This window comes from Paenibacillus sp. LS-5 (assembly GCF_056121505.1).
Map to the genome: position 1 here is coordinate 72528 of NZ_JBWAVA010000007.1, position 14467 is coordinate 86994.

Sequence of the window (14467 nt, forward strand, 5' to 3'; positions counted from 1 at the left end):
CACAAAGGGGATCAACTTCTATCGCACCCAAAAAGACCAGAGGCTGCTCGCGCAGCCATTTCGGGCTCCCTAGCAATCTCTGGTCTGAATGATTCAACCTATGCAGTTATACTGCTTAAAAAGCAGGAATGATCGCACCTTGATATTTCTCTTCAATAAAGGCTTTGGCTTCCGGGGAAGTCAGAGCAGCCGCCAGCTTCTGAATCGCATCAGAGTCCTTGTTGTCAGGACGGGCTACCAGCAGGTTGGCGTAAGGAGAATCGGATCCTTCGATGAACAAAGCATCTTTAGTTGGAACAAGGCCGGCTTCCAGGGCATAGTTGGTGTTGATCAAGGCAAGATCTACTTCATCCAGCTGGCGAGGCAGCATAGCGGCTTCCAGTTCCACGATTTTCAGGTTCTTTTTGTTCTCGGTAATATCAGCTGTAGTGGAAGTAATATTGGTGTCGTCCTTCAAGGTGATCAGGCCATTCTTGGCCAGCAGAATCAGGGCGCGTCCACCGTTGGTGGCATCGTTCGGAATCGCTACTTTTGCGCCGTCCGCCAGTTCGTCGATCGATTTGATTTTTTTGGAATAAGCACCAAAAGGTTCTACGTGAACTGCTGTAACGGACACCAGATCTGTTCCGTTCTTTTGGTTCTGGTCATCCAGGTAAGGCTTGTGCTGGAAGAAGTTCGCATCGAGTTCTTTTTCGGCAAGCTGGGTATTAGGCAGAATATAATCTGTGAATTCTTTGATCTCGAGCTTAATGCCTTGCTTTTCAAGAAGAGGAGCAATGGCCTTCAGAATCTCCGCATGCGGCTGAGGTGAAGCGCCAATCACCAGGGTTACCGGTTCTGCAGCTGGCTCTGCGGAAGCGTCCGCAGCTGGAGCGTTCGTGGCAGCGGAGTTCGCAGCATTATTGGTATTATTGTTGCCGCAAGCAGCCAGCACCAATACCAAGGTCAAACTGAAGAATGTAAGCAGTACTTTTTTCATCTGTAAATCCCCCTCTAATGATTATGTGTGTAGAATAAGGCTTGTATATGGAAGTACCTTATTTCCGGGTAAAATGTTGAACCAGCCGGTCACCGGCCATTTGCAGCAGCTGCACGAGAATTACCATCAGCGCTACCGAGATTATCATGACTTCCTTCTGATAGCGGTAATAACCGTAACGGATTGCCAGGTCGCCCAGACCACCGCCGCCAATCATTCCCGACATAGCTGTGTATGAAACCAGTGTAACGATGGTAATGGTCACTCCGGCTAACAAACCTGGACGGGCTTCCGGCAAAAGCACGCGCCAGACGATTTGCCCTGTCGAGGCCCCCATCCCTTGCGCGGCTTCGATCACGCCCCGGTCCACCTCGCGTAGAGCTGTTTCCACCAGTCTGGCAAAAAACGGAGCTGCGCCGATTACCAGCGCCGGAATGGTACCCAGTACGCCTATCGAAGTCCCCATAATACTTTTGCTGAGTGGAATCAAAGCGACCATCAGGATAATGAAAGGCACCGAACGCAGGATATTCACCACGAAGGATAATACCGAGTAAATCGACCTGATAATGACGTTATTCGATCTTCCCCATAAATATAACACAATTCCGAGTGGTAAACCAAGAATAATTGTGAACATTCCGGAATAGGCCAACATTCGAAGGGTAGCGATGCCTGCATCCAGCATTTCTTCCCAGTTAATCTCATTAAAATTCAAGCCGCCCATTACGCAAACACCTCCACATCAAGACCTTGTGCGGCCAGCTCGGCCAGAGTCGCTTCAACCGCTTCGAGACTTCCCTCAAACCGCACCACAAGCTGGCCGTAAGGCACATCCTTAATTGTGGAAATCGTTCCCTGCAGAATTGCAAAATCCACACCGGTTCCCCTGACCACATGAGAAAGCGTTGATTCGTATGTTTTTTGTCCCAGGAAGGTAATCTTGACTGATTTGCTGTACTGTTCATATACGGCATCCAGTGCTACACGAAGTGGCCCGTCCTGCTGACTTTCACTACGGATGAAATCCTTCGTCACCTCATGCTGCGGCTTCAGGAAAACCTCGGCTACTTCCCCCTGCTCGACAATCCCGCCGCCATGAATGACTGCAACCCGGTCACAGATGCTCTGGATCACATGCATTTCATGAGTAATCAACACAATGGTCAGATTGAACTTCCGGTTAATGTCCAGCAGAAGCCTCAGAATAGCGTCGGTCGTCTGCGGGTCAAGGGCTGAGGTTGCTTCATCGCAGAGCAGCACATCGGGATTACTGGCCAAGGCCCGCGCAATGCCTACCCGCTGCTTCTGCCCTCCGGATAGTTGTGCCGGATATTTGCGGCTATGCTCTTCAAGACCTACAAGTGCAAGCAGATCCCTAACCCTCGGTTGAATCTGTTTGGCTGGCGTCCCCGCCAGTCTTAGAGGAAAAGCAATGTTGTCGTAGACCGTCGCAGAAGACAGCAGATTAAAATGCTGAAAGATCATGCCGATCTTGCGGCGCTGTTCCTGCAGTTGTCTTTGACTAAGGGAAGTCAATTCCACGCCGTCCACCCATACCTCACCGTGTGTCGGGCGTTCCAGCAGGTTGATGCAACGGATCAGCGTACTTTTGCCGGCACCCGAGTGGCCGATGACTCCAAAAATCTCCCCTTTTTGAATCGACAGGTTCAGCCCGGAGAGCGCCGTTGCAGCGTTGCTGCCTTTTCCGTATACCTTCGTCAAATCTTTCAGCTCTATCAAAACAGTTGTCCTCCCCAAGTAACCCATATAAAAACCAAAAAGACCTCTTACGATCGAATGCAGATCGCAAGAGGCCCTGTGATTGTGTTAACCATGCCTTCTCATCTGCCAACGACCGCAAACCACGCGGCATTGTAGGAATTAGCACCATGACATTTGAACAAGAGTGACGTTAGTCGCTTCCCATACAAATCGGTTGCCGGGCTTCATCGGGCCTATCCCTCCGCCGCTCTCGATAAGAGTTTGTTATGCAATTAGTTGCCCTAACATGTAAGATGCTAATGCAATCTCAAGTATAGTAAGTTTCAAGTTTTTTGTCAAAGGGAACTTTTTACTTATGAAGAACCCCCGGGCTTTAGATTTGCAGCGATGTTGCTCTTGTGCCACTGCTTATTGCTGTACCGGAATGCTGCTGCCAAGGTTTTACATACCATCTCAAGGCTTTGCTTCAAATCCTCCAGATGGCTGTCCAAATCCTCAAGATGTATCTTATCATGAAGCCCCTGATGCCGCTGCCACAGATCATCCTGCATCTCAGCATTCATATAGTGGATCTCGGCGTTACGTCGTTTGCGCAGATTCTCCAGCGGCTCCCGGTAGGAGTTCTTGATCGCTTCCAGTTCATCAGCGAGTTCTGTGTGCTGCTTAAGTAATTGAAACTGGCGGAGTACGGTAAAATAAGAGAAATGGGCTTTGATCTTGCTGGTGTTCAGATCATACAGACTGTTAAGCACCGTACCCAGCTTGTCCAGCAGCGAAAACACACGAATGAAGCCATCTTTATAAAAGTAAACATATCTTGCATATTCGCCCTGTTCCATAGGGGACATATCATCCATGTAACCCGCTACCACAGATTTGCGGAAAAAGGCAGCTGCGAACCAGCTTTGCTCCAGCTCATCCAGAGAGGAGATTAGTCCGCGTGTCCAAATTTCAAGCTTGCGGTATTCGTGGTCATGGTCTTCATGTAAGTTCATGTCCTTGCGCAGCGTGGATGCTAGCTTGGCCATATTCTCCATGGCATCAGCCAGCACACCGCTGTTCTCACGGGGCGGCTCTCCGAGTAATATCCGCAGCATCCTGTAACCTCCTCAGTGTGGGAAATAGCTTTTCCAGTTGCGGTCCACCCGCTGAACAATATCCTCACGCGGAACCAGCTCCTCCGGATACCCCCGCTTCATCCTGGCATCGATCACAAGGGGAAGCTTATAGCCAATATGATGGCGCTTGATCTCATATTCCTCGTAGATATCGCTGGCCGGTTCGAACCTTGTGAACACCGTCCAGAGGAAAGAAGTTTGGGAACGCACCGTATCAGCGGCGTTATCGACCACAATCACGAGCGGCCAGGCTGTTCCCTGCGCACGCAGAGCCGCGACTAGCCGGGACGGAAGCTGTGGATCTTCTTCATAGGATGCACCGGAAACGGCTAAACATCCACGGCAGTAAGGAATTGCCTCTGTGATTCCTGGCAGCAGACCTTCTGAATACTCATAAGGAAGCTCTCGCACCGGACTACCCACCCCCAGCATGATAGCCTTGCTGCTGCTGTTGGACGGATTCGCAGAATGCGCTTGATCGTCCTGGGAGGCATTGCCGTATATCCTGAGGCCTGAAGCGGGGTCAAAGCGTTCCAGTACACTCTCCAGCAGTCCGGGGAAATCAGTCAAATCGGCCGGTTTATCTGTTAACAGCAGGAATTTGGTCCGGGATAGCTGGCCCTCTCCCAGAATCCGGAAGGCAGATACCATCGCTTCATTAGGATAGCTCTCTCTCACGACAGCTGATACCAGAGAATGCGGACCACTTTCCGAATACTCCCACAGTGCTTTGACAGAAGGCATGAGCAGCGGGTACACAGGAGCTAAGAGCCGCTGTATATACTCCCTGAGATAGTAGTCCTCCTGGCGCGGCTTGCCGACAATGGTTGCCGGATAGATGGCATCCTTGCGATGCCAAATCCGCTGAACGTGCATGACTGGAAAATCGCTGGGTTTGGAATAATAACCATAGTAATCGCCAAAAGGTCCGTCTGTGTGGCGCTCTTGCGGCATTACCAGTCCCCGGATGGCGAACTCCGCTTCTGCGGGAATCCGGTGCCCTCCCATCGGGTCCTTGACCATCTGCAGCTTTCGCCCCAGCACCAGAGAGGCTAGCATCAGTTCGGGTATCCGTTCTTGAACAGGAGCCGCAGCTGCGGCGATCAATGCCGGGGGGCCGCCTAAAAAAACGGATACCGGAAGTGATTCTCCGAGCAGCTCTGCCTCCCGGTGATGGAAGCTGCCCCCTTTATGCTTTTGCCAATGTAATCCCACTTTGCTGTCATCATAAACTTGATTCCGGTATATCCCTAGGTTATGGTCATTCGGGTTAGTAATGCTCTCCGTATACACTATAGGCAGAAGAATGGAGGGACCTCCTTCCTCCTGCCAGCTGGTAATTCGGGGCAACTCTTTAAGAGGATCCGTACTGCGGCAGATGCCAAGCACCGGGGCTTCTCCCTGCGGCACATTTCGGGTCCCCACCTTAAGCAGGTCCATGAACAGCCGTTTTTCCTTCCAGATCCCTGACGCTGTTGGCGGCAGCAAGGTTTCCACCGCTCCCATCATCGACTTCATCAACTGCTCCGGACGCGTCCCGAATGCCTGATTGGCCCGGCGTACCGTGCCGAAGAGATTGGTCGCCACTGGAAACGGTGTTCCGATTACATTCGTGAAGAGCAAAGCCGGCCCTTCCTCTTGTACAACACGCCGATGAATCTCCGCAAGCTCCAAATAAGGATCTACCGGCGCTTCAATCACGGCAATGTCCTTATCCCGGCGGAGCTGTTCAATCCATTGACGCAAATTACCGTATCCCACTATATACTTCCTCCTCAAACCGGGCGCTATCCCGCAAAAGTTTGATGAGCGTAGACTATTTATCCGCTCTTTCCAGCTGCCATACGCGTACACTCATGTAACACAGAACGCCGAAGAGTCCGGCTATCAGGAGAATGTGCGCCAGTGCGGCAAATATGTACAGCCGTTCATTATATAAGGTATGGACAACAGCCGCACCGCTGAATACCTGAAGCAGACACAGAATTACAGCAGTAGCACCAAGTATCCTCAGCTCAGTCAGTGCTGTATATCTCCAGAAGGCTAAATGTCCGAGGTACGCAATCAGGAGAAACAACAGTGCAGCCGCAACTCTATGCATAAACACAATAGCCACACCGCCAGACAACTCTGGTATCCATTCTCCGTTACAAAGCGGCCACCCGGAGCACCCTCCCTGGGAATCCGTATGGCTGACATAGGCTCCAATATATACCACTATATAAGAATATAACGCAGCCGCCCATGTTAAGTTGCGGAAGCCTTTGCTGACACGGGGTCCAGGCGAAGGAGGATTATCCCCAAGCGTATAGCGCCTTTTCGTCCCAAGTGCAAGCATCAGCGAGCTGGCAAAAGCGATCAGGGAGAAGCCCATATGCAGTGCCATCACCGCAGCAGACTGCGATTTAACCACCGCAAGCGCTCCCATTCCTCCCTGTACCACCACAAATAAAAGTGTCAGCAGAGCATACACCATCAGTTCTCTCCGTTTACGCGCATAACGCCAGAATGCCAGCACCGAGGCAAGGGATAACAGTCCTGCCAGCCCGCTGAACAAACGATGTGTGTATTCGATCAGTGAGCCTATTGTATAAGCAGGAACCAGCTTTCCGTGACAGAGCGGCCATTCATTGCCGCATTCCAGTCCGGAACCGGTCTTGGTCACTACTGCACCCCCGAGAAGCGCCAAAAACATAACCAGACAAGTGATGTAGCTGAGCCATTTCAATGGATTCATCGTCAATGAGATCACCCGCAATTTTATAGGAATAAAAGGGAAAAGTACTTGTTGAATTGCTACAAAGGTCCACGTTAATAAAAACACCGCTTCTGCTCGGGTAGGGCGAAAGCGGTGCATCGTTATTACTTGTGTATAGTCAGATAAACTTCAAGTGCCCTGTCCAGGAAGCCTTCAATCTCTTCACGGGACTTGCGCAGTTTGTTGACAAATCTTACCAGTTCGCGTCCATCGGTGTAGGCCACAAAGCTGGGAATACCAAGAATATTCTGTTCCTGGCTGACATCACCTACAGCGTCCACATCTACTTCAACCAGCGTAAGGCGGTCGGTGTATTTCTGTTCCACTTCGGGCATAAACGGATCAATGAACTTGCAGTCTGAACACCAATCGGCTTTGAAGACGGCTATGGTTAGACGGGGCGATTGAATCGACACCTGGAATTCCGCAGGGGAAGTAATTTTATCCATAATCTGAACAGTCCCTTCTTGAGTTAAGAGTAACGTCTATTATGTTTTCTTTAAGTGAAGCAAATTGTACAGAATAAGTCAAATAAAAAAGACAAATCAAGACAATTATCACAGATTTATTGCTCAGACCGAATACGTTCGGGTTGCAGCTTCATGAGCGGGCCCAATACCTTCTGCAGGGGACGAGGATATCCGGCGATTTCCTGACGGCTCAGCACTCCCAGAACAATCAGCAGTACCAGGTAGATTACAACCACAGCTGCGCCTACCACAAGGCAGGTGATCAGGAAAGCCACCCGTGCAGGCATCATATGGGTTAGAATCAATCCTGCTTCATTCAGTCCGTAGCCGATGCCGCCGGAGGCTAGCACCGCAACCGCGAAGCCGCCCCAGCGTCTGCCAAGAATCTCGAAGGGAATAATCGTTTTTAGCATTCTCAGGTTAAGCAGTGTAATGACAATGAAACACAGTGCTGTGGCAGCAATAATCCCGTAAATACCGAAAATACGGCTGAGGATGAAGTTGGAACCGAACTTGACGAGCAGGCCGGCCATTACATAATACATGGAGATCCGTGCTTTCCCCATGCCTAGCAGAATGGAGTTGGTCGTCATCATGGTAATCTGAAATATCGTCCCAAGTGTCAGCATAGCCACAATACCGCTGCCGTCGAGGCTGCTGAACAAGAGCCCATTCACTGAATACGCCGCAACCACGAGCGAAAGAACAATCGGTGTTCCTGTCAGAATCGAAATCCGCAGCGCCAGCGTTACCTGCCGTTTCAGATGCGCTTCGTCGCGCCTTGCATAGGCGGCAGAGATGATCGGAATCAGCGAGGTGCTAAGCGCAATCGATAATACCGGCGGAATACCGGCTACACTCTGTGCACGGCTTCCGTAGATCCCCAAAGCCTGGGTAGCCTCCTTTAAGCCGATTTGCCCGCTGAGCAGTGGAACGATGAACGAGGTATCAATAAAGTTCACTACCGGAACAGTTACAGAAGAGAGCACAATCGGTATGGATAGTTTGAAAATATCCTTGTAGATCTTCAGCAGCGGAATCCGGGCTTCGCTTGAATCATACAAAGCCTTTTGCTCCTCGCTGCGGCGGAGCTTTCTTGCATAATACAGCATTACGCCAAATGCCCCGATGCTTCCAAGCACACTGCCGAAGGAAGCACCCGCCGCCATCCAGGTATTGCTGTAGCCCTGACGCAGCAGAATAAATGCAAGCAGAATCGCCGTCGACACCCGGGCAATCTGCTCAATAATCTGCGAGATGCCCCCGGCCATCATATTGTTGCGTCCCTGGAAATAACCGCGCATCATCGCGATCATCGGAAAGAGCAGAAGCGCCGGTGCAATCGCCCGGATCGCAAGCGTACTCTGGGGAACCTTGGTATACTCCGCATAATACGGAGCTGCTATGTACAGGATTGTACTCATTAGCACACCGACAACCGCGGCAAAAATAAGCGCTGCACGGTATACCTGCTGCGCTTCCTGCGGGCGGTTCAACGCATAACGCTCAGACACCATTTTGCTGAGCGTACTTGGAATGCCGGCTGTGGCCAGCGGCAGAAGCATCAGATACACATTGTTCGCCTGTGTGAATGATGCATTACCGATATCATTGAATAAATGCTCCAGCGGCACCCGCTGGGCCAGACCCAGCACGCGGGCCACGAGCGCTGCCGCGGCCAGAATAAGCGTGCCTTTGACAAAAGACTCTTTCTTGGTAGACAAACTGTTTCGCCTTCTTCGCTGTTAAAGTTAATACCGGCCAATCCAGATAAAGAAGAGGATGACCATGGCAATTTGCAGCACGATTTTGACAACTGTGCTGCTGAACAGGCCAAGCAATGAACCGAAGCTGACCTTTACAGCCTTGCCTGGCTTCGAACCGGCGATTAATTCACCGGCAAATGCACCGACAAATGGTCCAATAATCAGACCAAACGCCGGAATAACGAACGGGCCCAGAATAATGCCGATTGTGCTGCCGATAACTGAGGCGCGGGAGCCGCCGAATTTCTTGACTCCCCAGGCCCCGACCACATAATCCGCCACAAACAGGACAACCACGATCAGCGTCTGGATAATCCAGAACCACGGGCCGAACGGATCGAAGGAAAAGAACCAGCCGTATACAAAAAAGGCCAGATAAATCGCCAGCGCACCCGGCAGTATCGGATATACCGCTCCGGCCAGTCCTACGGAGAATAAAGCAATAATCAAAACCCATCCGAGAATCGTCAATTCCTTCAGCTCCTAAGCATCATTATTCCCCAGTCGCTCTTCCGGCGGAGGCCCGAACTTCGGTCAAAATATACTTCTCAATCACTTCTGCGATCCCGTCATTGTTATTCGTGGCGACCACAGCATCCGCTTCCTGCTTCACTACTTCTTGCGCATTGCCCATCGCTACACCAAAGCCAGACTGCTGGATTGCGGCCAGATCGTTCAGACTGTCTCCGACTGCAACCACCTGGGACATCTCTATCCCAAGCAGCTTGCAGACCTCCCGGATACCGGAAGCCTTATTCACGCCCAGCGGATTAATCTCCAGATTATGCGGTGTAGAATTTGTGATTTCGAGCCCGCCCATATCCTGAAGCTGCATCAGCAGCTTGTGGCGGATCTCATCATCCTCCGTAGAATAACCGAACTTGAGCCATTCCCGTCCTTCAATATCTCCATCCCAGTTATCCCGGTTGTAGACCTCGTCCACAGAATACGCCCAGAACCAGATTCCGTATTCTTCGGCGATTTCATGCATCCTTTTGACCAGCATCACGTCCATCAGGGAACGGCGGTAGAGCTCATGAGGCGCACGCCATACTTCACTCCCGTTCACCATAATCATGGGAGTCTCCAGCCCCAGCTGCTCTGCGTACGGCATTGCGCTGCGGGATGAGCGTCCGGTGGACAGGCAGACATGAACGCCTGCATCCATCGCTTTTTTAATCCATTCCACCGTTTTGGGGGTAATCTGTTGTTCGTCATTCAGCAGGGTTCCATCCATATCCAATGCTAGCAGGCGGTATTTGGCAATCATGTGCCACCCCTCCATTCTTGTATGCTCTCTGGTGTCAGAGTAGCTGTATATTTGGGTATCTCACCATTCTATCGTTCTTAGTCCATAGTATCAGTTGTTTGTTGCCGGAGTATTTCCGGGAGATGCAGTTGGTGTACTTCCGGGCGCGGCATTTTCAGTTTTTAAGCTTTTCTTAGGCACGCCATCCAGGCCATATTCCCAATCGTAAGCATCGAAAATCTTGCGGGCAACCGGCGCGGCGCTGTTGGAGCCAAATCCGCCTTCAGGAATGACCACAGCTACAGCCAGCTTCGGTTTATCCCGCGGTGCAAAGGCAATGAAGACCCCGTTATCGCGGTTTTCATTTTTTCTATCCGTTTGTTGTGAAGTCCCTGTTTTTCTGGCAAAATCATAAGGGAAATCATCGAAACTAATGACACTACTATTCATTCCACTAATAACTTCTTTCCAGTAAGACTTGTCAAAGTCCACTGTATTTAACACTTCACGCCCAAAAGTCTTTACCACGTTATTGGAAGAATCGGTGATTTTACTAACTAGTTGCGGCTTAATTCGCTCTCCTTGATTTGCAATCGTAGAGGCATATTGAGCGAGTTGCAAGGCAGTGTAACTTCCTTGCTGTCCAAAGGATGCGTAGACTAGCGCAGACTGTGCGCTGCCAGTTTCCGCTTCTTTAAAATAATTCAAAAAACCTTTGTACTCATTAGGTAAACCAATTCCCGTACCAACGCCTAATCCAAAGTCCTTCATATATTTATCCCAGACATCCACACCCTTAGCTCCATATTTTTCATACATTTTTTTGCCTACCTTATCGATCATAAAAACGTTGGAAGATTTCTCGATTGCGTCGGCGGGTGTATTAAAATATCCGTAAGCATGGCCCCCCGCATTTCTGACGGTTGTTTCATATCCAGCTTTACCAAATTTGGTGCTACCTGTATCCGTATATGAGGTATGTGTAGTAATAAAACCTTCGTTAAGTCCAATTAACACAGTTAACGGCTTTATTGTCGAACCTAGAAAAACTGTCGAACTGAAATCATGTCCCGAACTTCCTGAAGAGTAAGGCGTTATAGTCCCATTCTGATAGTTACCCATAATTTTATTCCATTCTGTTGAATCCAGCTTTGGTGCTGTCCATACGTTAGTGTCATAATCGGGCATGCTAGCCATGGCCACGATATTCCCAGTATCAACTTCCATCGCTACAGCATAACCGGTTTTAGCGTCAGGATGCGTCTTCCCCTGTACGGCATGAGAATGCAGCCAGCTGATCTGCTCGGTAATGGCCGCTTCGGTCTTCTGCTGAATACTCTTATTAATAGTCATCCACAGGTCATTTCCTTTAACAGGCGGAACGACATCTTCGACCTTTTCAGCCATATTCTGCGGATTGACTGAGATGACCTGATAACCGTTTTTCCCGCGAAGATTTCTTTGATATTGCAGCTCCAGACCATCGAATCCGACAAACTCATCATCCTTGTAGGTTAGACCCGGGTCGGCATCGATCTGTTTCATTGCATTTTGAATATTTTTGTAAATATCCAGGCTGCTTGAGGATTTGAAAGGCTTAATATAACCGACTGTCTGTACCGCGATCGTATCCTTATCGTAGTGACGATTGCTCTCCTCGACCACTTCAACGCCCGGATATTCCGCTTTATGTTCCATGAAATAAGCTACCTCCCTGGAGGTAAGACCCGCTTTGATCCGCCGCGCCATGAAACCGGAATATTTCTTGAAATTCAAATCCAGAGAATTAATAACATCGTTGACCGTCTGCTTTTCCCCGTTAGGATCTCCATACTTGTTAAAAGACTCTACCAGTTTGTTAGCAAGGGAATAGACATTTGCGCGGGCCTCCGGGGTAAACGAAGTAATCCCTGTTTTCTTGTCTGTAGATTTGGCAGTATATTCTTTCGTTAGCGTGATATACAGTGACTGGACAGAGGTGGAATAAGCAATTTCCTCCCCCCCGGCAGCACGGATTGATCCCCGTATGGCTGCGAGCGGTACATTTTTGGTATCACGGCTGGTCTCTACCTCCGTTAAGGTAGGGCCTTCTACGAACTGAACCACAGCAAGACGGATAATAATGACACAGAAAATAACAAACGTGCTGAAGAAAAACACGTTGAGCCGCAGGCCAAGCGAACTTTTACTGTCCTTCTCGTCCTGGGACGAGGCCTGCTTACGGAAAACACTCACAGTTTTTCACTCCTCTACATCTTAAAATAAACCTTTATTCCGGCGTTGACTCCGTTACAGGTGGTTTGTTCTTCTTGGGTACTCCAGTCAGCCCGTATTCCCAGTCATAAGCATCAAATATCCGGCGTGCTACAGGGGCGGCCTGAAAGTGCCGGAGCTAATGATTATATGAATATTGAGGCAGTTAGTATCCTTATTCTTATAGGTCTCTGTATAGTCTTTGGTTAACGTGATGTACAGGGACTGGACGGATGTATTATACGCGATGTTTTCTCCTCCTGCAGCATGGATAATCCCCCGGACCGCAGAGAGAGGAATGGTCTTGGTCTCCTGACTCTCTTCCACTTCAGTCAAAGCCTTCGCTTCAACGAACTGCAGGGATGCAAGACGAATAATGATGACACAAAAAATAAAAAAAGTGCCGAAACCTGAACGGCTGCCGGATCTGCCTTGTTATTGTACCATACATCTTAAGGCTGCTGCTTCCTTCTCAGAGCACACTTTCTTTAATATGGGTTTTGTCAAAATCCTTGCTATTGAACCAGTTCCCGCTGCGCGCCCACGTGGAGTCGAGCGGTATCCAGGCTTGCCTGTCTGGCAGATATACTTCATTCCAGGCATGAGGGCCGTATCCGCCTTGGCCACCGTATCCCTGTCCTGTGACTACACGAACCTGAAGTCCCTGTGAACGTGCCATTACGGCGTAGAGGCGGGCATAGTCGATACAAACACCAAGCCGTGTATCAAAGGTGTCCTGCGGTGTCTGCTCATGCCAGATGCGGTGTTGCTCGTAATTCTCAGCCTTATCGTAATCATAAGCAATGCGCGAGCCCACCCAGTCATACAGCAGCTTAGCTTTGTCCTCAGCCCCCTCGGCTTGTCCTGCAATATCAGCAGCAGCCCCGGTAATGTCAGGCGAAATCTCATGATCAATTACTTCATATTTCCGCCGCAGAATATCATTCATCTCATCAGCCACCGCCTGGGTCAGCACCGGCAGCTTGCTGCGCACATCCTCCCCGGCTAGCGGTTCAAATACCGCCGCAGCACTCTCGCTATAGATAGGAGAGGATTCCACATAACGGCTGAAGCCGCTGTCCGGACTCAGTCCAACGCCAATATACAGCGCAAGTACCAGGACAAGGCCGCGCACAAGCCCAATAACACCGCCGATAATGGCACCGCTCAGACGGCTGGCCATTGTAATCTTCCGGTCCGACTCCCTCGCCCGCAAACGGGGCAGGCGGAAAGGAAGCAGCAGGAACAGCAGTCCTAGCAGAAGACGGATGAGGCTGTAAGATATCAATAATAGCAGCAAAAAACGGACAAAAGGTGATCCTGCCAGCACAGATACAGCCGTGTAGTAGATCTGTTGCCATCCGCTGAGCTGAGTGTCCGGAAGTACTATTCCTGTCGCCCAGGTTCCTGCAATAGGCGACAGATGCATCGCTGCAGGAATGGCCATGGCTATAGCCAGAAGGGTAAGCACCCCGTTTCCGAGCAGACCGAACAAGCCTCCCGCTGCTCGTGCGAAGCCTCTGCCCCATCCCTGCAGTAGTGAAAATAAGACAACCACAACCAGCAGGATGGAGATGATGTTGGCTTCACTAAGGCTGTCTATCCATCCCTTAAGCATGTTTGTCCACCTTTCCCTTTCTCTGTAGATTCATATCAACTGCAGGTATGCCCACGGACCTACTGATTTTTCCGGGCTTCTTCAATAAAGGTTTGGGTGGTGTCCGTAATGCTCCATTTCCCGAGACTAACTCCGCGGAAAATCACCTCGACCTTATCCTCACCGGCCGCACCTTTTACTTCAAGATTAGGCGTCGTAATCGTAAAGGTGCCGTCGCCTCCGGAAGTATACTTGGCATCTTTGGCTTCCTTAAGCATAACATCCTGCGCTTCATTCTTAAGCGTACTTACCGTTCCATCCGCCACCTTATTCACAGCGTTGCCAATTTGGTCCAGCGTAACCCCGCTGTAGATGAATAAGCCAGCTACAATAGCGATAACTATCGCCCATTTCAGGACCGTTTTAACCAGGTTAATGACCGCAAAGAGCAGAACAAGAGCAATTACGATAACCAGCCAATTCTCTTTAATAAATTGTGACCACACTGCCGGATCCATCACTTTCACAACACCCCTATCGCTATATTTCGTC

At 50.1% G+C, this 14467-nt stretch carries 13 protein-coding genes and 1 riboswitch; all 13 genes read right to left on the reverse strand.

Features of this window, described 5'->3' with window-relative positions; translation table 11 throughout:
* Window positions 1-115: 115 nt before the first annotated feature.
* Window positions 116-979: a MetQ/NlpA family ABC transporter substrate-binding protein gene (locus AC0MA3_RS12925; RefSeq protein WP_474656508.1), complete on the reverse strand. Its 864-nt coding sequence runs from the start codon at window positions 977-979 to the stop codon at window positions 116-118.
* A 58-nt stretch (window positions 980-1037) separates the two neighbouring features.
* The gene (locus tag AC0MA3_RS12930; RefSeq protein WP_379159120.1) at window positions 1038-1706 is read right to left on the reverse strand and encodes a methionine ABC transporter permease; all 669 of its coding nucleotides are present in this window, start codon (window positions 1704-1706) and stop codon (window positions 1038-1040) included.
* On the reverse strand, window positions 1706-2722 hold the full coding sequence (locus AC0MA3_RS12935) for a methionine ABC transporter ATP-binding protein (RefSeq protein WP_474656509.1): 1017 nt from the start codon (window positions 2720-2722) through the stop codon (window positions 1706-1708). The genes AC0MA3_RS12930 and AC0MA3_RS12935 overlap by 1 nt, the downstream gene beginning before the upstream one ends.
* A 98-nt stretch (window positions 2723-2820) precedes the next feature.
* Window positions 2821-2964: riboswitch (SAM riboswitch) on the reverse strand.
* Window positions 2965-3057: 93 nt separating this feature from the next.
* A complete protein-coding gene (locus AC0MA3_RS12940; protein WP_379159112.1) occupies window positions 3058-3801 on the reverse strand; it encodes a Cthe_2314 family HEPN domain-containing protein in 744 nt (247 codons plus the stop codon).
* 12 nt (window positions 3802-3813) lie between these two features.
* A complete protein-coding gene (locus AC0MA3_RS12945) occupies window positions 3814-5583 on the reverse strand; it encodes a UbiD family decarboxylase (protein ID WP_474656510.1) in 1770 nt (589 codons plus the stop codon).
* A 55-nt stretch (window positions 5584-5638) separates the two neighbouring features.
* Window positions 5639-6565 carry a COX15/CtaA family protein gene (locus AC0MA3_RS12950; protein ID WP_474656511.1) on the reverse strand — a complete coding sequence of 309 codons (927 nt, stop codon included), beginning with the start codon at window positions 6563-6565 and terminating at the stop codon, window positions 5639-5641.
* A 119-nt stretch (window positions 6566-6684) separates the two neighbouring features.
* Window positions 6685-7029 carry a thioredoxin family protein gene (locus AC0MA3_RS12955; protein ID WP_474656512.1) on the reverse strand — a complete coding sequence of 115 codons (345 nt, stop codon included), beginning with the start codon at window positions 7027-7029 and terminating at the stop codon, window positions 6685-6687.
* A gap of 116 nt (window positions 7030-7145) precedes the next feature.
* Complete coding sequence (locus tag AC0MA3_RS12960; protein WP_379159103.1) at window positions 7146-8774, reverse strand: putative polysaccharide biosynthesis protein; 1629 nt, start codon at window positions 8772-8774, stop codon at window positions 7146-7148.
* A 27-nt stretch (window positions 8775-8801) separates the two neighbouring features.
* Entirely contained in the window at window positions 8802-9287 is a 486-nt protein-coding gene (locus AC0MA3_RS12965) for a DUF456 domain-containing protein (protein WP_474656513.1), read from the reverse strand.
* 22 nt (window positions 9288-9309) lie between these two features.
* The gene (locus AC0MA3_RS12970; protein ID WP_474656514.1) at window positions 9310-10086 is read right to left on the reverse strand and encodes a Cof-type HAD-IIB family hydrolase; all 777 of its coding nucleotides are present in this window, start codon (window positions 10084-10086) and stop codon (window positions 9310-9312) included.
* A 90-nt stretch (window positions 10087-10176) separates the two neighbouring features.
* Window positions 10177-12300: a peptidoglycan D,D-transpeptidase FtsI family protein gene (locus AC0MA3_RS12975; RefSeq protein WP_474656515.1), complete on the reverse strand. Its 2124-nt coding sequence runs from the start codon at window positions 12298-12300 to the stop codon at window positions 10177-10179.
* A 490-nt stretch (window positions 12301-12790) separates the two neighbouring features.
* Window positions 12791-13936 carry a transglutaminase-like domain-containing protein gene (locus AC0MA3_RS12980; RefSeq protein WP_474656516.1) on the reverse strand — a complete coding sequence of 382 codons (1146 nt, stop codon included), beginning with the start codon at window positions 13934-13936 and terminating at the stop codon, window positions 12791-12793.
* Between the two features lie 59 nt (window positions 13937-13995).
* On the reverse strand, window positions 13996-14433 hold the full coding sequence (locus AC0MA3_RS12985) for a hypothetical protein (RefSeq protein ID WP_474656596.1): 438 nt from the start codon (window positions 14431-14433) through the stop codon (window positions 13996-13998).
* Between the last annotated feature and the right edge of the window lie 34 nt (window positions 14434-14467).

What these genes read in the sequence shown, in the direction of transcription:
- AC0MA3_RS12925 (WP_474656508.1), bottom strand. Translation starts at nt 979, where the DNA reads ATGAAAAAAGTACTGCTTACATTCTTCAGTTTGACCTTGGTATTGGTG.
- AC0MA3_RS12930 (WP_379159120.1), bottom strand. Translation starts at nt 1,706, where the DNA reads ATGGGCGGCTTGAATTTTAATGAGATTAACTGGGAAGAAATGCTGGAT.
- AC0MA3_RS12940 (WP_379159112.1), bottom strand. Translation starts at nt 3,801, where the DNA reads ATGCTGCGGATATTACTCGGAGAGCCGCCCCGTGAGAACAGCGGTGTG.
- AC0MA3_RS12955 (WP_474656512.1), bottom strand. Translation starts at nt 7,029, where the DNA reads ATGGATAAAATTACTTCCCCTGCGGAATTCCAGGTGTCGATTCAATCG.
- AC0MA3_RS12970 (WP_474656514.1), bottom strand. Translation starts at nt 10,086, where the DNA reads ATGATTGCCAAATACCGCCTGCTAGCATTGGATATGGATGGAACCCTG.
- AC0MA3_RS12980 (WP_474656516.1), bottom strand. Translation starts at nt 13,936, where the DNA reads ATGCTTAAGGGATGGATAGACAGCCTTAGTGAAGCCAACATCATCTCC.
- AC0MA3_RS12985 (WP_474656596.1), bottom strand. Translation starts at nt 14,433, where the DNA reads ATGGATCCGGCAGTGTGGTCACAATTTATTAAAGAGAATTGGCTGGTT.